General features: G+C 28.6%; 17 protein-coding genes and 1 riboswitch. Of the genes, 2 read left to right on the forward strand and 15 right to left on the reverse strand.

Annotation, left to right across the window (positions count from 1 at the left end):
- Positions 1–6: 6 nt before the first annotated feature.
- The 5 genes from OC535_RS05905 to OC535_RS05925 all read right to left on the reverse strand — a co-directional run bounded on the left by OC535_RS05905 (position 7) and on the right by OC535_RS05925 (position 7401).
- The gene (locus OC535_RS05905) at positions 7–1449 is read right to left on the reverse strand and encodes an ABC transporter substrate-binding protein (protein ID WP_498823401.1); all 1443 of its coding nucleotides are present in this window, start codon (positions 1447–1449) and stop codon (positions 7–9) included.
- Between the two features lie 203 nt (positions 1450–1652).
- The gene (locus tag OC535_RS05910) at positions 1653–3257 is read right to left on the reverse strand and encodes an IS1182 family transposase (RefSeq protein WP_498823154.1); all 1605 of its coding nucleotides are present in this window, start codon (positions 3255–3257) and stop codon (positions 1653–1655) included.
- 530 nt (positions 3258–3787) lie between these two features.
- Positions 3788–4477, reverse strand: a complete 690-nt coding sequence (locus OC535_RS05915) for a GntR family transcriptional regulator (protein ID WP_498823402.1) — start codon at positions 4475–4477, stop codon at positions 3788–3790.
- Positions 4478–4480: 3 nt separating this feature from the next.
- Entirely contained in the window at positions 4481–5476 is a 996-nt protein-coding gene (locus OC535_RS05920; protein ID WP_498823403.1) for an isocitrate/isopropylmalate dehydrogenase family protein, read from the reverse strand.
- Positions 5476–7401: an aconitate hydratase gene (locus tag OC535_RS05925; protein ID WP_024722121.1), complete on the reverse strand. Its 1926-nt coding sequence runs from the start codon at positions 7399–7401 to the stop codon at positions 5476–5478. Before OC535_RS05925 ends, OC535_RS05920 begins: the two co-directional genes overlap by 1 nt.
- A 180-nt stretch (positions 7402–7581) precedes the next feature.
- On the opposite strand from OC535_RS05925, the gene OC535_RS05930 reads away from it, so the two are divergent.
- A complete protein-coding gene (locus OC535_RS05930; RefSeq protein WP_227052869.1) occupies positions 7582–9435 on the forward strand; it encodes an ABC-F family ATP-binding cassette domain-containing protein in 1854 nt (617 codons plus the stop codon).
- Positions 9436–9443: 8 nt separating this feature from the next.
- Here OC535_RS05930 and OC535_RS05935 read toward each other — a convergent pair whose 3' ends face one another.
- The 3 genes from OC535_RS05935 to OC535_RS05945 all read right to left on the reverse strand — a co-directional run bounded on the left by OC535_RS05935 (position 9444) and on the right by OC535_RS05945 (position 10809).
- The gene (locus tag OC535_RS05935; RefSeq protein WP_498823404.1) at positions 9444–9665 is read right to left on the reverse strand and encodes a hypothetical protein; all 222 of its coding nucleotides are present in this window, start codon (positions 9663–9665) and stop codon (positions 9444–9446) included.
- A 66-nt stretch (positions 9666–9731) separates the two neighbouring features.
- On the reverse strand, positions 9732–9938 hold the full coding sequence (locus OC535_RS05940) for a hypothetical protein (RefSeq protein ID WP_024722123.1): 207 nt from the start codon (positions 9936–9938) through the stop codon (positions 9732–9734).
- Between the two features lie 694 nt (positions 9939–10632).
- Positions 10633–10809 (reverse strand): hypothetical protein, encoded by a 177-nt coding sequence (locus OC535_RS05945; protein ID WP_498823405.1) that lies wholly within the window; start codon positions 10807–10809, stop codon positions 10633–10635.
- Positions 10810–11200: 391 nt separating this feature from the next.
- On the opposite strand from OC535_RS05945, the gene OC535_RS05950 reads away from it, so the two are divergent.
- A complete protein-coding gene (locus tag OC535_RS05950; RefSeq protein WP_024722124.1) occupies positions 11201–11935 on the forward strand; it encodes a LytTR family transcriptional regulator DNA-binding domain-containing protein in 735 nt (244 codons plus the stop codon).
- Between the two features lie 165 nt (positions 11936–12100).
- Here OC535_RS05950 and OC535_RS05955 read toward each other — a convergent pair whose 3' ends face one another.
- The 7 genes from OC535_RS05955 to OC535_RS05985 form a co-directional block, all read right to left on the reverse strand.
- Positions 12101–12730 (reverse strand): ATP-binding cassette domain-containing protein, encoded by a 630-nt coding sequence (locus OC535_RS05955; protein ID WP_227052873.1) that lies wholly within the window; start codon positions 12728–12730, stop codon positions 12101–12103.
- On the reverse strand, positions 12730–14733 hold the full coding sequence (locus tag OC535_RS05960) for a DUF1430 domain-containing protein (RefSeq protein WP_498823406.1): 2004 nt from the start codon (positions 14731–14733) through the stop codon (positions 12730–12732). The genes OC535_RS05955 and OC535_RS05960 overlap by 1 nt, the downstream gene beginning before the upstream one ends.
- Before the next feature lie 35 nt (positions 14734–14768).
- Complete coding sequence (locus OC535_RS05965) at positions 14769–15143, reverse strand: hypothetical protein (protein ID WP_227053758.1); 375 nt, start codon at positions 15141–15143, stop codon at positions 14769–14771.
- Positions 15144–15673: 530 nt separating this feature from the next.
- Positions 15674–16018, reverse strand: coding sequence for a P-II family nitrogen regulator (locus OC535_RS05970; protein ID WP_024722127.1), 345 nt, complete (start codon positions 16016–16018; stop codon positions 15674–15676).
- A 12-nt stretch (positions 16019–16030) separates the two neighbouring features.
- Complete coding sequence (locus OC535_RS05975) at positions 16031–17272, reverse strand: ammonium transporter (RefSeq protein ID WP_034595695.1); 1242 nt, start codon at positions 17270–17272, stop codon at positions 16031–16033.
- A 275-nt stretch (positions 17273–17547) separates the two neighbouring features.
- A complete protein-coding gene (locus tag OC535_RS05980) occupies positions 17548–18108 on the reverse strand; it encodes a hypothetical protein (RefSeq protein ID WP_227053757.1) in 561 nt (186 codons plus the stop codon).
- 859 nt (positions 18109–18967) lie between these two features.
- Positions 18968–20347, reverse strand: a complete 1380-nt coding sequence (locus OC535_RS05985; RefSeq protein ID WP_227053531.1) for an alanine/glycine:cation symporter family protein — start codon at positions 20345–20347, stop codon at positions 18968–18970.
- 57 nt (positions 20348–20404) lie between these two features.
- Positions 20405–20482: riboswitch (glycine riboswitch) on the reverse strand.

A 20482-nucleotide genomic window follows, 5' to 3' on the forward strand; every position in this document is an offset into this window, starting at 1 on the left:
GCAATCTTATTTTTTATCTAAATCAATATCAATATCATATAAATGATAGATTAAGTTACCTAATTTTGCATTTTTAACGTATGGTTTTGCAACGAATTGTAATTTTCCATAGTATAGAGGAATTGTACCATAATCTTCACGTGATAAAATATAATCTGCTTCTTTATATAATTCAGCACGTTTTTCATCATTATCAACTGTTTGTCTAGCTTCTTCCATCAACTTATCAAATTCTGGATTATTATAGAAAACACCTTTACCAACTGCATTTTCTGAATAATAATATGTATACATTTGATTATCAGCATCTGCATATAATGGGAACCAGCCAATCAATGTTGCTTGTAAACTTCCCTCTGCTCTTGATGATGTCCAAATACCAGAATCAATAACTTCTACATTCATTGTAATGCCAGCTTCTTTTAAATATGCTTGAAGTGCTGTAGCTACTTTTTCATCATTTAATCTTACTTTACAAGTAAATTCAGGATTAGTAACTCCAGCTTCAGCTAATAATTCTTTAGCTTTATCAACATTATATTCATATGGTTCTAATGTATCATCATGACCAGGAACTCCTGGATTTAAGAATGACGTAGCAGGTTCTGCTGCATCATTTAAAATTGTTTTACATAATTCATCACGATTAATAGCAAGTGAGATTGCTTCTCTAACTTTTTGTTCATCTAAAGCAGGATCAGTTACTTTTAATGATAAGAAATATGTTCCAAGTGGTGTGATTTGTGTAATTTCATCTTTGATCTTACTATCTTTATATTGATCTAGTAAATTAACGTTTAAGTCACACATATCAATGTTACCTTGTTCATATTCCATCATTTTTGTACTGTTATCATCAATATAAACAACTTCTAAACGATCTAAATTTGGTGTTCCACCATGATAGTTTTTATTTGGTTCAAAAACAACTTTTGTCTGTTCATCATTTTCAGTAATAACATATGGTCCAGTACCAATTAAGTTAGTTCCTTTACCCCAATCTTTACCTGCTTTTTCGCAAGCTTCATGAGGATAAATAGAAGCATAATCCATACCTAAATTTGCAATGAATGGTGCAAACTTATATTCAAGTGTAATTGAAAAATGTAAATCATCTTCAACTTTAATACCTGCTAACTCAGTAGCATTACCAGCCAACATATCTTTAGCACCAACGATCATATCATACATATATGTACTTGTTGCCCCAGTTTCTGGTTTGAACATTCTTTCAAATGTATATTTAACATCTTCAGTAGTCAAATCACTACCATCGCTAAATTTTACACCCTCTTTTAATTCAAAAGAATAAGTCAACCCATCTTCTGATACTTCTGGAAAATCTGTTGCTAATACGCATTCTTCTACATTATCATCATTCCAGCGATATAATCCTTCTAATACATTATCGGCGACCGATGAAGCACCTGAGTTTGTATTAGTTTGCATATCTAATCCAACTTTAGGATTAGATTGCCCAAAGGGGCTGTAACGAATGAATAGTTTTTGGCTATTCATTCGCTTTTTTTATGTCCCGTTTTTAATTTCTCCTCATTCATAACAAAAAAATATCCAAATATTTATTTACTTGGATACTTTCAGGTATTTTTGACGCACTTAAAAAGAACTAGCTTTCTTTTTTTTTAAAATTTCTAGCTTATTGATTTTTTTTCTTCGTATTCTTTGTTTTTTTGTTTATATCTGTGATATTTCCTCAGATTATGTCCTATTCCGACTAACAGTATCTCTTCTTTTACACCATTTTCTCCCCTCCGTCGTAATCTTCCATATCCCTGATTTGTTTTTATATCACCAAATGTTCCTTCTGTTTCACTGCTTCTCTTATTTATTAGTTTTTTTCCTTCTTCGCTTTCCAGATTCTCTCTGACCTCTTTTTGATATTCCTCTAACTGGTAGTTATGATTAATTGTTCGTCCTGATTTTGATTTTGTACATCTGCTTCTTAGTGGACACCCTTCACAGTTTTTATTTCTAAACAGAAAATTTAATTTCTCATAATCACTTCGTTCATCAATTGTGACTTTTTCTAATTCAAATTCATGTCCTGCCGGACATATGAATCCTCCTTCTTCTGTCCTTTTCATATGGTTTTTTTTAAATCTGTTTTTATCATTTGTTTTTTCTTTCTCTTTGTAATATCCACTATATTTCATATACAACTCGATATTATGTTCTTTACAGTATGCATAATTTTCATAACTTCCGTATCCTGCATCAGCCGGTGTTTTCTTAGGATAACATCCATATGCTTCATAATATTTTTCCATAAATGGTATATATGTATTTATATCATTACCGTCACTGCTGATATAAATATTTCTAATTATTCCATCGCTCACGCCTATTTGGATATTATATCCCGGTTTAAATACATTTGTATGATTATAATAATCATATTTCATATGCATAAAGGTTGCATCAGGATCTGTCTTGGAAAAACTGTTCCTTTCTCCCAGAATGTCCATATGAATTGTATATTCAAACATCTTCATCGCGTGTTCTTTTAATTCATCATATAATTTTTGAATATCACTTCTTCTTTTGCCCCTGCCATGTACAAAATCAATATCTTCATCTTTCATGTATTCTTCTATCCTATCACTGATATTCAATAAATAATCGATACTTGGCTCTTTTAGTAATGAATATCTTAGATTGATATTATTTTTCTTAAAATATCTATTGATTCTGTCAATACACTGATTAGTCTTTTTCCAGCGTTTAGTTCTGTTTCTGATCGTATTAGCACGCCAAACAAAAGTATTTTTATTAGCATTAGCTTCATATTTAGTCCCGTCGATACATAGGACATCAGTATTGATATTCATCTTTTTTACAATATACCTGTTGATTTCATAAAAAATATCATCGATAGACATCTTTAAATCATCATTGATGAATCTTTGGAAAGCCATATGGCTGGGACACTGATTCTTAGCGATAAACATATATCTAATATCAGTTTTACAAAGACGTTCAAGGCGTCTGGTAGAAGCATAGCCGTATTCAGCTTTAGCAAGCAGAACTAAAACGAACATCATAAAGGAATCATAACCATGTGTATTTCTGTGAGAGAAGTCGACATACTTATTTATATTTACCTCCCGAGCGACTTCTAAAACAGTTCTACAAATATCATCATGGGGAACATCTTTTTCAAAAGAAAAAGAAAAATCCAGTAGCAAATAAGATTGAAATGAGTTATAATTTGAAGTGTTAATATTAATATTTGACATGAAAATATTATACCAAAAAAACGCTCGCTTGAGCGCTTTTTTTGTTTTATGAAGCTGTAAAATAATTATTTACTCGTTACAGCCCCCACTTTCTGTATCATTGCCACCACTGCATCCTACAAGTGAAACAGTCATTGCTGCTACAGCAAAAACAGAAAGCACTTTTTTAAAACATTTCATCCTTTTAACCTCCCTGTCTTATTTTAAAGCTATCTTTCCCATAATTTTCTAAGATATCTTTCTTACCATATTACATCAATTTTCTTGAATAATACGGCTATATTATATCAAATCAAATTTGTCCTTTCAAGATTGCCCACATAAAATACTGTATCTTTGTATACATTTTCACATAAAAATATCACAAAATATTTGTTTTAAACAAAAATTATCGAATAAATATCGGCTTATTCCTAAAAAATAGTTAATTATTATTTTATCCACTCATTGCTAACTTCAACTAAAAACAATACTCTCATCTTTTAATTTGAATTAACATATAAGTATTTTTAATCACAAAAAAAGGCTTTTTAGCCTTTTTCTTCTGGTTTATTTTTTTTCTCATAGTAGTTTCTTACTAACATCTGTGTTTTTCTAATATGAAGTTGTATTTTTTCTTTTGCTAGTTCTTTATCACGAGCTAAAATAGCTTCATATATTTCACGGTGTTCTTTAGCTGCCGAAACTAAACGATCAGGTTGGCGAATTGAATGCCTAGAAGTTACATGAATATAATAATTTATATCTGTTAATAACTGTTCAAAATATTTTGATTGGGTACAGCGATAAATTGCTTCATGAAAAGCAATATTAATTTCATTAAATTTCTCTTGATCACCCTTTTTAGCATAAAATTCCATCAAATCATAAACTTCTTTGATTTTTTCTAACTCTTCATCATTTATTCTTTCAATTGCCAATTGAATTGCAAGACCTTCTAAAGCATGTCGAATCTCCAGCATATCATCAATATCACGATGTGAAAAACCTAAAACATAAACACCTTTATTAGGAATACTTTTAACTAAACCCTCCAGCTCTAACTGTTTTAAAGCTTCTCGAATCGGTGTTCTAGAAATGTTTAGTTCTTTAGATAGAGCAACTTCATTAAGTTTTTGTCCTTGGGTATACTCCTCATTTAAAATCTTATCACGAAGTAGAGTAAAAATTTTATTTCCTAACGATCCATGTCCTGTGTTTTCTAATAAATTTTTTGACATAAATTACCCTAACTTTCTTATAATTGCAGCTGTAAATTCTGCAGTAGAAGCACTTCCACCAATATCAGGAGTAACTGTTACCCCTTCTTCTACTACAGCTGCTAATGCATTTCTTAATTTATTAGCATCTTCTAGTTTTCCTAATGCTTCCAGCATTAAAGCAAATGCTAATAACAAAGCACTTGGATTAGCGATGCCTTTTCCAGCAATATCTGGAGCACTGCCATGAACTGCTTCATAAATCCGATATTCATCGCCTATATTTCCACTTGGAGCAAATCCTAGACCACCTACTAATCCTGCACATAAATCAGAAACAATATCACCATATAGGTTAGGTGCTACTAAAACATCAAATGTTTCCGGGCGGATCACTAACTGCATACACATATTATCAACAATTACTTCTTGTGGCTCGATTTCTGGATAATCTTTAGCAACAGCTCTAAATGCTTCTAAAAATAATCCATCAGTATATTTCATGATATTCGCCTTATGAATCGCTGTAACTTTTTTGCGACCATTATTTTTAGCATATTCAAACGCATAACGACAAATTTTTTCACTTGCTTCACGAGTAATTAGTTTGATGCCATTAGCCATATCAGGATTGATCATGTATTCAATTCCTTTATATAGATCTTCTGTATTTTCACGAATCATTACTAAATCAATATTTTCATAGCGTGAATTGATTCCTTTAAAAGATTTAATTGGACGAACATTAGCATAAGTAGCAAACTGTTGTCTCAAAGCAACATTAACACTTCTAAATCCTGTTCCAATTGGTGTTGCAGTTGGTCCTTTTAAAGCCCATTTATATTCTTTGATTGCATCAACTAGACCTGGTTCAAATACTTCTTTTGTATTAACTGCATATTCTGCTCCGGCTTGATATTCGACCCATTCAATATCTAAATTCATCGCCTTAGTAATATCAACAACACTCTTTGATATTTCTTTTCCTATTCCATCACCTGGTATTAAAACAGCTTTCATTAAAATTCACCTCCTAATTCTTTGATTGCATTTAATAACCCACCATAATTGATCATTACTTTTTCTCTTGGTGATAATGTAAGACTAGCTTCGATTGATTCATTAGTAGTTTCATTAATTACTTTTACTTTACCATTATGTTCAACTACCTCTTTAATATTAACGATTTTGTAACTATCTTGATCATTAAAGAAATCTTGATCTTTAGCTTCAATAACTAATGGTAAAATACCATTATTAATTAAATTAGAACGATGGATTCTTGCAAATGATACCGCAAAAATGGCTTTGATTTTTAAATAATTTGGCACAAGAGCAGCATGTTCACGAGAACTTCCTTGACCATAATTATCACCACCAACAATGAATCCACCACCATTAGCAACTGCTCGATCATAGAATTCAGGATCCACTTTACTAAATGAGAATTTAGCTAAATGAGGAACATTAGAACGGTATGGTAACAATTTACTATCTGAAGGCACAATATGATCGGTTGAAATATTGTCGCCAACTTTTAAGACAACTTTACCACTAATTTCATCAGTAATTTTATCACCACGAGGAACCGGCTTAATATTTGGTCCCATATAAACTTCATTATTTTCATCATATTCATCAATGAAGAAATTACCATTTTTTATAAATGGCGTATTTGGTACCTCATCTAAATACATATCATCTTCAAATTCATCTGACATATATCCTTTAATTGCACTTAACGCTGCAACCTCTGGTGAAACTAAATAAACACTTGCATCATTAGTTCCTGAACGTCCTTTAAAATTACGATTGATCGTTCTTAAAGATACCCCTTTAGATAATGGCGCCTGCCCCATTCCAATACATGGACCGCAACCGCATTCAAGAATTCTTGCTCCAGCATGAACCATATCCGCCAAAGCACCATTTTCAGATAACATCGCTAAAATCGAGCTAGACCCTGGCGCAATTACTAGTGAAACATGATCAGCTACTTTACGTCCTTTTAAAATCTTAGCCGCTTTCATCATATCGGCAAAAGATGAATTTGTACAACTTCCAATAACAACTTGATTTACCTTCATTCCTTCAAGTTCTTTTACTGGCACTACAGCATCAGGACTATGTGGTTTAGCTGTCATTGGCACTAAAGCTCCTAAGTCAACAGTCAATTCTTGATCATACGTAGCATCATCGTCAGCCTTCATCTCAACATAGTCTTCAACTCGCCCTTGTTGTGCTAAATATTCTTTAGTTCTTTCATCAGTTGGGAAAATAGAAGTTGTTGCCCCTAATTCAGCTCCCATATTACAAATTGTCGCACGGTCAGTCAATGATAATGATGCAACCCCATCACCTGTATATTCAATGATCTTATTAACACCACCCTTAACTGTTAATTGTTGTAGAATATACAAAATAATATCTTTAGCTGACACCCATGGCGCTTTTTTTCCTTTTAAATTTACTTTTACCACTGTTGGACATTGCAAATAATATTTTCCCGTTGCCATAGCTACAGCGACATCCAATCCCCCGGCACCAATAGCAATCATTCCCATTGCCCCACATGTTGGTGTATGTGAGTCAGAACCAACTAATGTTTTACCTGGTTTTGAAAAATTTTCTAATTGTAATTGGTGGCAAACACCATTACCTGGTTTTGAAAAAACAATACCATGTTTTTTTGCTACACTACGAATAAATTCATGATCATCCATGTTTTCAAAACCTGTTTGCAACATGTTATGATCAATATATGCAACTGCTTTTTCCACAGCGACATGTTTAATATTCATTGCCTCTAATTGAAGATAAGCCATTGTTCCTGTTGAATCCTGTGTTAATGTTTGGTCGATTTGTATTCCAATCTGTTCACCAGGAATAAGATTTCCATCTTTAAGTTTACTGCTTAAAATTTTGTATGCCAAATTCATACCCATTGCGATATACCCCCGTCTTCTCTATATTGCATACAATTATACAAAAAAACAATATTGATTACAACCCCTTGACCAAAATTTTAATATAAATGTTTTTTTAAAAAAACAATATATTTATGATAGTAAAAAATTAAATATTATTACTTATAAAAATATGTTAAAATACAAACGGTGATAAAAATGTTAATCGAATGTTCAAATATAACGAAATCTTTCCAGGGTATCCCTTTATTAAAGGATATAACTTTTAAAGTTGATGATCATGATAAAATAGCGATTATTGGTGTAAATGGAGCAGGCAAAACAACGATCCTTAAAATTATTTCTGGTGAAGAAGAATATGATGGTGGTAATCTTTTTTGTAACAAGGAATTATCTTTAGGATATTTAAAACAGCAGCATGATTTAAATATGGATAAAACAGTATATGATATCGGTTTAGATGTTTTTGCTCCATTGCTTGCTATTGAAAATAGATTACGTGAACTTGAAATATTAATGAGTAATGATCATAGTGAAAAAATACTAAGCGAGTATGATCGTTTAACTCATGAATTCCAAGAACATGATGGCTATAGCTATCCTAGTAAATTAACTGGTGTTTTAAAAGGGTTAGGCTTTAATGAAGAGGAAATGAAGCTTAAAGTATCAATGTTGTCAGGTGGGCAAAAAACAAGATTAGCACTTGCTAAAATGTTATTACAAGAACCTAAGTTATTATTGCTTGATGAACCTACTAACCATCTTGATAACATGGCAATCAGTTTTTTAGAAAGTTATTTAAAAAACTATCCTCATGCTGTTATAATCGTTAGTCATGACCGTTATTTTATTGATCAGGTTTCTAATAAAATTATTGAAATTGAAAATGGTAAATCAAAAACATATAAATGTAAATATAATGAATATTCTATTTTAAAAAAGAAACAACGAGCTGTTGATTTAAAACACTATTTAAATCAACAAAAAGAAATAAAACGAATTCAACAAAGTATCGATACTTTAAAATCATATAATCGTGAAAAACAAGTCAAACGAGCCGAATCAAAAGAAAAGCAGTTAGCTAAAATGGAACGTATCGAACGTCCTGAAAACTTACCTGATACAATTACCATAAATTTTAAACCAAAAAGAGAATCGGGATTTGATGTTTTAAAAATTGAAAATTTAGCTGTTAAATTTGATGAGATACTATTTAAAAATATAAATATCGAAATAAAAAAACAGGAGCGAGTTGCCCTTGTTGGTGATAATGGTATTGGTAAAACTACTTTATTTAGAACTATTCTTAATGAATTAATTCCTTTTCAAGGAAAAATTAAATTTGGCAGTAAAGTAGATTTAGCTTATTATGATCAAGAACATCAAACTTTATCAATGAATAAAACTATTTTTAATGAAATCAGTGATAATTATCCTAAAATGACAAATACGGAAATTCGCAATAGCTTAGCATTATTTAACTTTAAAGGTGAAGATGTTTTCAAAGAAATTTCTTTGTTATCCGGTGGTGAAAAAGGCCGTGTCGTTTTAACTGAAATTCTTTTAAAACAAGCAAACTTCTTAATTTTAGATGAACCTACTAACCATTTAGATATTGCATCAAAAGAAGTTCTTGAAGATGCTTTAAATCAATTTGATGGAACCATCTTTTTTATTAGTCATGATCGTTATTTTATTAATAAAGTTGCTACTAGAGTTATCGAATTAACTAATAATAAAGCGATAAGCTATGATGGAAACTATGATACATATTTTAGTAATAAAATTATTGATAAACCAGTAAAAAAAGAAAATACTGATTATCAAAACATGAAACAGCAAAATGCTTTATATCGCAAACAACAAAATAAAATAAAAAAAGTAGAAACTAATATTTCTAACTTAGAAAATCAAATCAATATTTTAAACCAGCAGTTACAAAGCGAAGAAGTCTTAAATAACTATCAAAAATACAACCAAATCAATGATGAAATTGCTTTATTAGAAAATCAATTAAATACTTTAATGGAAGAATGGGAAGCCCTTCAATAAAGGGCTTTTTATACTTTCTTGACATTTAAAATACAATAGTTCTCATCCACACCTGATCCTTCACAATCTACATAATTAACTTTTACAAGACAATTCGTCTTCCTATTATTATCACATAAAGAAACTAGATCACCTTTTTGGATTCCCTCTTCTTTACAAACAATCAAATGACTTATAGAACCATTATCTATCATATTAAAACTACTACTATCAACTAACAAACTTATCATTAAAATACTCCTTTCTAATAACTTAGCAAAAACCTTATCTAAAAGTCTTATACTATGTAGTCATAATTAGTTGATTAATTTTCTACCATTAATTTTAATTTCAATCGTTTTATCTAGATTATTTTCCAATAATAAGATATTTTCTTTTTTCACTTCCTCATTTCTTTGACACCAAATCTGCCAAAGAGGATATACAATAAACCTTAAAGTTACTGCTATTGCTAAAAGACCTAGAGTAATAGATACCCCTAAGATCAATGGTTTAATTAACATTTTTAACCTCCAAAATTGACTATCTACCTAATTTATATTCATGAAATATTATTTTATGCAATTAATCAAAGACTACCTATTAAATAAACCATATTTCATGTAAATATTTTGTCTAATTAAGACAGATAAATAATTTTTATATTAACTAAAAATAGAGTCGATAAATTCATATCAACTCTATTACATGTTTTTAATTTATATAATTTTCCATAAATCTAGTTAACTCTCTATTACTGATACCTATTTCTTTTAACCAATCATTAAAATCCTCTAATAATACATCAGCATCTTCATTTTTTGATATTATACTATTGTTATTTATTTGCACGATCAACTCATTATCCGTACATATTGATAAATTACGATAATAAGTTAAACCGCATATTATCACTAAGACCATTATTATTAAAACTAATCGTGTTTTACTTAATCTGAATATACAATCTGATTAGCAGTCCCTTTAAAAATTGAATCATGACTAATAACGACAATAGTTTTACTACTACTTTGCCTTCTTTTTAATAACTTGATTACTATTTCTCTATTCCTTTCATCAAGCAATCCCCGCTAAAACTAAATCACATTGCTTTAATAACAATCGCCACTCTTTACTACTCACCATCTGAACACCCTATCTTAAAAATGCTTTCCTGATTAAAGAAAAGTATTTTTATAATTTAATTTTTATTGCTAATCATAATATACATCGGTATTTTTTCTTTTCAGCATCAATATCATCACTGGCTAAAACTGGCCCATTTATCGAAGTAGTATCCCTCAATCTAATTATATAAATATATTTATCTGAACTGCCAGTATACTTACCTACAATGTGCAATGTTCGTTGTCCATCAGGTTTAGATATTGTCATTTCAGCAACATTTCTTGATAAATTACATTCTATCCTTACATCAGCAATATAAATAGAATTTTGCCAATATAATTAATCCTAAAACAGATATCAATAAAACTCTTTTTATTTACTCTTTCGATATAATATTATCTCTTATACTCCTTAATATTTTTAAATATAGTTATATCTTAATAAAATATTAGTATATTTTACACATTAAATCCATACGCTTAGCAAGAATAACACATTTTATATGCAAAATTAAAATAACATTAAATTATTACTTTTTAAAAATCAGTAATATTATAATTAATATAATGTTATTGACAGATAAAAATTACTTTCCTATAATAATTTTATAAATAAGAGTATATTGATTAATATATTACTAGTGGGGATGGGGATAATTATGATAATTGCATTAGTTGATAATAATGAACAAGAATTAGAAATTTCTAGTTCTTTGATTGAAAATGAGATACAGAAATATACTAATAATTATGTCATTGATAAAATCAATGACCCTAATATATTAGATTTAAATAAATATTATGATGTTTTGCTTCTAGAAATTGAGATGATAAAAGATGGTATTGAACTAGCCAAAGAATATCTCATTTATCATAAAAAAACAAAAATTATTTTTATTAGTAATCATATTGATAGATTTTTTGATATTTTTGATGTTCATCCTTTTTACTTTATTAAGAAAGATAATTTGAAAATATTTATTTCAAAAGTCATCAAATTATTAATTAATAAAATAGGAATTGATAACACTCATCTATCTATTAACACTTTGTATGGTTTAACTAATATAGCGCTGAATAAGATAAAATATATCAAAAGCGATAAACATTACTGTTTAATTTTTACAACAGATGAAATATATAAAGTTCGTGATACTATAAATAATATTCTTTTAAAAATAGTTAGTAAAAATTTCTCTCGTATTCATCAATCAACAATTATCAATTGGCAATATGTTGAAGAATTCAAGTATAATACAATTAAAATTGATCAAGAGTATTTATCAGTAAGTAGAACTTATTTATCTGAATGCAAGAAAGCATATACAATTTTTATTAATAGTCCATTTAATATCAATTCAAAAAATTTAAGTAATAATGTTGATAATGAATAAAAATAATTTTGAGAAAATTCTTATGTTATAAACGCAAAACTGAAGCGCTATAAATTATTACAGCACTTCAGTTTTTCTACTTAGTTAAAGTAATCATAACCTTAAAAGTTATTTCACTATGTCCTTTTTTTATTTTTCTTATAAATAATTATCTTTGTTAATTTATTAAATCGTTATAATTCGATCAGCATAACTAAAAAGAGTTTTATCGTGAGTTACCATAATAATAGTTTTTCCTTCTGCATGCATCTTAGATATTAATTCCATAATTAATATCTTATTTTCATCATCCAAACTTCCAGTAGGCTCATCACATATAATTATATCACCTTGTTTCAATAATAATCTGGCAATCGCAACTCTTTGCTGCTGCCCTCCAGAACATTCATAAACCAGTTTATCATAACTATCTTCTAAGCCTACTTTTTTTAGTTTTTCTTCAATTAATTTTTTTTTGCTTTTTCTATGTCTTTTAGATGGATAAACTAATTCTAAATTATAACCAATTGTTGCATTGTCGATTAAAGCAAAGTTTTGAAATAAATACGATATTTTTTTACTTAACAAATTTGATATCTGCTTACTTTTATAATTGATTTCTTCGTCTTCGATAAATATTTTACCTTTATCAGGCTTATCTAATAATCCAATTATATTACATAAAGTAGATTTCCCAGAACCGCTTTTCCCAGAGATAATAACAAACTCACCCTTATTAATTTCTAAACTAAAATTATCAAAAATATTATGATTATCATAACTTTTTGAAATATTATCAATTTTTACAGCTATCACTATTCATCACTTCCTTTTAATAAATTAACAGTTGTTTTCTTATCAAAATTCATAATCATTATACTTTCAATAATTATTTCAAAGAAAACCATAAACATTAATACTATTAATGTTATCAAGATATTATTTTTTAATAAAAACACATTTATTGAAAATGGCAATAAATAAGCTATTAAATTAATTCCATAAATCTCTTTATACCTTCTAAGAAAATCATATCCTAATAGTTTTTTCAAAGATAATTCTTTTGCTTTTTGACTAAAATATAATTTCATATATATATAAATTATTATAGAATAAACAATTAAATATATTGACATATATAAAAATAATTTAACTACTGTAGGGATAGTATAGTAAGATAACGTGTCATTTATTAAATCACTAGCATTTACTAATCTTATCTGATCAGCATCAATATACTCAGAAACTAAATTGCGATAATAAGACATTTCTTTATTATTGCTTAATAAAAGATTACTATAATTATATTTAATATCTCCATCAGTACCATCACTTAAAAGAATGATTGGATCTTTTATATTATCATGATTATTACTTATTAAATTTTGATAAATATGATGTTTTTTTAAATAAAAAACTTCACAATCTGTGCCATCTTTATACTGATCTAGTATCTCACCTTTATATGCCTCTGGAACCAATAGAGCCGGACTTTTAACATCCTTATATTCATCTAAATATAAATCCAAATAATTTCTGTTTACAATTATATATGGCAATTCTGTTTCTGCCCCACCTTCACTATAAAAGAAACACGCTAAAGTATCTTTTTCTTTTAAAAGGGTCTTCATAGCATTAGGATCATCAGCCATATTTTCAACTCTATAATATTTATCGTATATTTCCTTTTTTGCCAACAATAAACTTGTCTCATTCCCAATTGCCCATATATCAACAAATGAGTAAAATACTATAATACAAAGAAGTATTGTAATTATATTTTTAAATAAAAAACTTATTTTCAATAATATATCATAATTGACAGATTTCTTAATATTTATATTTCTTACTAACATCAAATAACAACCAATCACTGTTATTATGAAAACCAATACAAATAATAGAGAATTACTTAGTATATCTTTAATAAAAATTATTCCACTTTTACTAAAACTACCTACAAAAATCATCCATAAAACAATATTAACAATAACAAAAATAGAAATTATCCTTAAAACAAATTGGAAAAAGAAATTATAAAAAATATCTTTTTTTGAATAACCTAATAATTTTACTACACCTACTTCTTTTTTTAATTTAAGAAATTCATTAATAATACATATTAGTAAAGCGATAACACTGATTATCAGTATTATGTAAATATCCTGGATATACTCAATTTGTTCTTCATACTCCTCTTCACTATCAAGTGGAGTATAATTTATTAGACCATCAGCAATATCAGCAATATCAGCAATATTTTTTTCTACTTCTTTTATATCTTCATTATATATATTATAAATTATATAATTATTCACATTACGTAGTTCACTAATAAAATTATTAAAATTTGTATATTCGTATACATCTCCACCTAAATATATCGAACTTGTTGCCTTTAAGTATCCACTTGCCTTTGTATCATTTATATCAGTAGTTATATACCCATTTTCTAACGATACTGCCTCTACTTTATAACCATAATTTTCATTTAAATATTTTAAAATTATGTTATCACGATCATAAATATAATTGATCTTTTTTATTGTTGATGAATCCGTATTTAGTAATTGACTTGTGGCTAAAATATATTTATTACTTTTACACAATTTCAATAATTCATCTAGAAATCTTTTATTATTTTCCAATGACTCATTTTCAATGATAATTCGATAATTTTCTTTATCACTTATTTTATTTACCAAGCCATAGCTAACTTCGTTTAGTGTATTGATATCATTTTGATTTTTATTTATAAATTTTATTGAAAAACTTAGTGTTGCAAGCAGAACTACTAATATATACATTAATTTTTTCATTAATAGGCCCCTTTCTAAAAAATAGAGATAAATTTCTATCCGTAATAAGCTGTATAATTATGTTTATGGGCACTACTACTTGAACCTAAGGCAAAATTCACAACTGCTTCAACTGTTCTTTTTGTACTAGTTGTGCTAGCATATGTTGTATTATCACCAACAATTACACGAGCAGTTGCATCAGCTAGGGTTGAAGAACATGATACTCGCGTTATTTTAGTTAATATTGTTACACAATCTGTACTCCCTACTGTACTTCTCCAACTGCTGCTTTCCCCGCATTTTAACGTTTTTACTCCACTTGATGAAGAGAAAGTTATAATTTCATCTGCCAAAACACCCGAAATACACACAAACATACATGTAAATATTGCAGTTATCGCTAAATATTTTAATATAAATTTTTTCATCATTTTTCCTCCTTTTTTATCATAATAATTTTTTAATTCTTTTTTTGCCACTTTCATAAAGTAATAGTATTACTTATACTATTTATAATTTTCTTGAATAAAAATATTTAACAAAATTTATAATTCTTCCCAAGATTGAATCTTGTATACAACTTATTTTGTTTTTAAATAATACTATTATTGGCTTAATTTATAATATTTCTATTCATTAATCTATATTCCTGGCAATAATGACATAATCTTGGCAAGAATAGCATAATTTTTTTATAAAAATAAAATATTATTAATATCAAAAATCTAAAACTTTCTTTGAGATTGAGCATTTTAATTAAAAACAACAAAAAATACAAGAATTAAATGATATAAACTATTATCTGAAAAAATAAAATGATAGATTCCAAATAAGATCCTTTCTTACTTTAGGATAAATGTTAAATAAATATAATTATTTTTTTAATCTCTTATTAGTTATTCATCATTATGTAAAAGTCCTGAAAATCTAAAATTAAAAGTCAGACATTAAATCTGACTTAATTAATAGCTTCTTTATCTGTTTCTCCAGTCCTAATTCTCAAAGCACTTTTTAAATTATAACTTATAATTTTACCATCGCCAGGATTTCCAGTGAAGGCAGCTGTTTTAATAGCTTCGATTGTTTTTGCTTCCCATTTTTCATCACTAACAATAATTTCAAATTTGATCTTAGGCAACATATTAATATCTACTTGATTTCCTCGAACTACCTCACGATATCCTTTTTGAATTCCACATCCCATAACCTGATATGCTGTTATACCATGAACTTCAATTTTCGCTAACGCTTCTTTTACATCTTCAAACTTTTCTTCACGTACAAATGCTTCTATTTTAATCATAAGTAATCTCCTTTAATCCAATCCATTAAATGATGGATAAGCAGTTTCATTATGCTCAGCCATATCCAAACCTACTTGCTCATCGCGTTTATCAACTCTTAATGTTGTAAATAATTTTACAATTCCAATACAAATTAATGTTCCAATAATCGCAACTACAATTGTAACTAAAATACTAATAATCTGGGCAACAAATAATTGGGTATCACCGAAGAATAACCCATTCCATTTTGCTACACCATTAATTGAAGTTTGAGCAAATAATCCAGTAGCTATTCCACCCCAGATTCCACCAACACCATGACATCCAAATGCATCTAAAGCATCATCATAGCCAAAATGTTGTTTTACTTTTGAAATCATGAAGTAACAAATTGGACTTCCCACTAAACCAATAATCAATGATGCCCAAATCGGAACAAATCCAGCACCTGGTGTAATTGAAACTAAACCAACTACTAATCCTGTAACACTTCCAACTAAGGTTGGTTTATCTGTCATGATTACATCCATCAACATCCATGAAAGCATTCCTGCAGCTGCTGAAACAGCAGTTGTCATAAATGCATGCATTGCTAGACCATTAGCTTTTAAAGCACTTCCAGCATTAAATCCAAACCAGCCAAATAATAACAGACTGGCACCTAGTACTACAAATGGAATATTATGAATACGATACTTCGCATGATCATAATCCTTACGTTTTCCTAAAACTATACATAAAATCAAAGCGCTGATTCCAGAACTAATATGTACTACATTGCCACCTGCAAAATCTACTGAACCGATTTCTGCTAAGAAACCACCTATACCCCAGACCATGTGCGCCATAGGATAATAAACAATTGTAGACCATGCAATAATAAAAATAAATAATGCCTTAAATTTCATTCTGCCAGCTACTGCACCAGTTATCAATGCTGGTGTAATTATTGCAAACATCATTTGAAATGCTGCAAATCCTAAATCTGGGATAGAATCAGCATAAGCTCCTGCTTCTAAGCTAACACCACTCAATCCTAAAAAACTTAAATCGCCAATAACACCAAAATGATCGTTACCAAAAGCTAAAGAATATCCAAATAACACCCACATAACTATAGCTATCCCGATTACAAAAATTGATGTCATCATGGTATTAACAACATTCTTTCTTCTAACCATACCCCCATAGAAAAATGCTAAACCTGGTGTCATTAATAATACCAGTGCTGCACAAATAATAATGAATCCAGTATCTCCTGAATTTATCATATAAAAACCCCCTTTTATTTTATAACAGAGAGTATATATGATATTTTATTATTATGCAATATATTTTTTATTATTTTTAATAAAAAATTTTCACTTTTTAGTTTTTGTTACACAAAAAGTACCTATAAATAAACTTTCTCAAAATACAAATATCAAATCACGATATAGTCATTTGATATTCATGACTAAAAAGGAATCCAATTTTATAATTGAATTCCTTTTTGTCTTCAGATCATTCCAAAACGTTATTCAACCAATAATACTTTTTCACAAAACTATTTTATAATCCATTGATCCTTATAATCTCTAAAACACAAATCAACATCCCTAACTGACCGCTTTCCATCTTTATTATACATTACTGCAAAACCATCTAATTTTTCATCTGTATAACTTAAACAGACAAAATAATGATCTTTATAAACGAACCTAACCAAATCATTAAATTCCACTAAATCATAATCTTTCGCCAATTCTTCTTTACTTATACTCAAAAAATCAATATCATCAATTTCAAGAGTTGATACATTTTCATCGACATCCAAACCAATATAACTAATTAACGCATTTTCTTTATCTAAAAAATCAACAGTTCCTTCCGTATCAGTTATAGCATAAATTTTAGGTGCCATAATTCGAGTAAATAAATATATTATGTCTCTACGATCAGTTTCTATATAACCAAGATCTGTAATATCATGATATGTTGATGTTTCTAATTGTATTTCAAGAGCATTAATTTTAATTAACGGCTTATCACTTCCAGTTTGACAAAATTTAAATATTACAACGATACCAATAACTAAAATAATCAAACTAATTATTATCTTTTTCATAATAATCCCCCTCTCCTGGTATAGCTCTAAGGCACAGATAAAGTTTTGCTTTTTGCTGGTATTTTATATTCTTATTGAAAAATCTTATACTAAAAGCATAAAAGTTAAATTGTAGATTTCTGCACCTCGTTATGTTAAAACAAGTGCAAAGCTGATACGAAAACTGATAATTGCAATAGTTACCAAAACACTCCCAAATACATTAATTTCTAAATATTAAAAAATTAATAAATAGTTATATAACTAGACTATATTTTTACCTGCAAGATAAAAAATCAATTTCTGTCAACAAAACTGATTAAGATCTATCACATGAATTTCACTAAAAAATTAAATCCCCCAAACTATAAATCTTTGAAATCAAAAATCATTTAAAAAATTCACATAGCCAATTTTTAAACTCGTTTCTATGCTCTTTATCAACAATTAAACTATCTTACATAATTTCCTTTTACTATTAGACAATATTACTACAACTCAACTAATTTACAATTTTTAACTATGTTTTAATTATATATTCATTTTTTATTATTTAACTTATATCTTTATAATTTATTATATCCTTTAAATATAGTTATATCTTAATTACATATTAACATATTTTATATACTAAAGCTATTTTTTGGCAAAAACAACTTAATCTTGGCAAGAACAACATAATTTTTATTTTACAACACTAAAACAACCTTGATATACTAATAAAAATCTTTAAAAATATTAATGAAAATCATTCTAAATGTCATAATAAATTTCTTTAAAATTCCAGCTTACTCAACAATTATTTTAGCACCATAAAAATAGAGTACATCTACCTAAAGAAGTATCATAAATTATAATAACATAAAATAAAAACACCTAATTAAACAGGTGTTTTTTCATATCTTAATTCTTCTTGGATAATAGTCTGTTTTTGAAAATATGTTTTTGTTTCCAAAACAACTTCTTTTCTAAGCCCGATCAATCCTATTAAATTAGGAATTGCCATACAACCATTAACAATATCTGCAATAACAAAAATAAATTCCAATGACATAAAAGGACCGATTGCAATAAAAATAATATAAATAAATTTATAATAAGGAATTGCTTTTAATCCCTTTAAATAATACATACATCTTTCCCCATAATAATTCCAGCCAATTATTGTTGTAAAGGCAAAGAAAATCAAACCAATATTAACGATATACTTACCAACTGTCGGAATAAATAACCCTTTATTAAAAGCTAGTGTTGTCATTGCTGCGCCTTCTAAGCCACTAGTATGACTATTAGTTAATAAAATAGCTAATCCCGTCATGGTACAAATAACGATCGTATCAATAAATGTCCCTGTCATTGAAACTAATCCTTGTTCTACACAAGAATCAGTTTTAGCTGCTGCTGCAGCTATCGGTGCACTTCCTAAACCACTTTCGTTAGAAAAAATTCCTCTACTAATTCCTTTTTGCATCGCCATTGTCATTGTGATTCCAATTCCACCACCTAAAGCAGCTTGAGGCTCAAAAGCTGATTGAATAACTAAGCCTACCACTTGGGGAATAACAGTTATATGTGTCAACAATATAATTACGACACCACCAATATACAATACACACATTAACGGGATTACCTTTTCTGCGACATTTGCAATTCTTTTAATTCCTCCAATCGTGATAAAACCAACACTAATTGTAAGTAACACAGCAGTTACAACTGGCGGAATATTAAATGATAGTTGCATGGCATCAGAAATAGATTTTACCTGTGTAAATGTACCTATTCCAAGTAATGCAACTGCTACACCAAAAAAAGCAAACAATTTAGCCAAAAACTTACTTCCCAGTCCTCGCTCCAAATAATACATTGGTCCTCCAGCCATCTGATCATTTTCATCTTTAACTCGATAACGAATAGCTAACAAACCTTCAGCATACTTAGTTGCCATTCCAAAAAAGGCCGAAACCCACATCCAAAATAAGGCTCCAGGTCCCCCAGCAGCAATCGCTGTAGCAACGCCTACAATATTTCCCGTTCCGATCGTTGAAGATAAAGCTGTACATAGCGCTTGAAAACTAGAAACATCTCCAGCATCATTATCCTGTTTTTTAAAAATACAGCTAAAAGCCAGCTTTAATTTTGTCAATTGTAGTAATTTTAATTTATATGTAAAATAAATTCCCGTTCCTAACAATAAACAAATAAGCGGCATTCCCCACACAAATTCATTAACTTTTTTTAATAACTCCGTAATAAACTCCATAAAAAAACTCCTTCTTAAGTAATTAAGTCGGAATTAATAATGAAAAAACTATTCATCCTGCTGTCCTTTTACCTGAGAGTTTCACCATAACTGGTTTGCTCCTTCGGTGTTCATATAAATGAATCTCTCCAGCAG

It is taken from the genome of Clostridium sp. Marseille-Q5894, from assembly GCF_946902305.1.
Classification (GTDB): Bacteria; Bacillota_I; Bacilli_A; order Erysipelotrichales; family Coprobacillaceae; genus Thomasclavelia.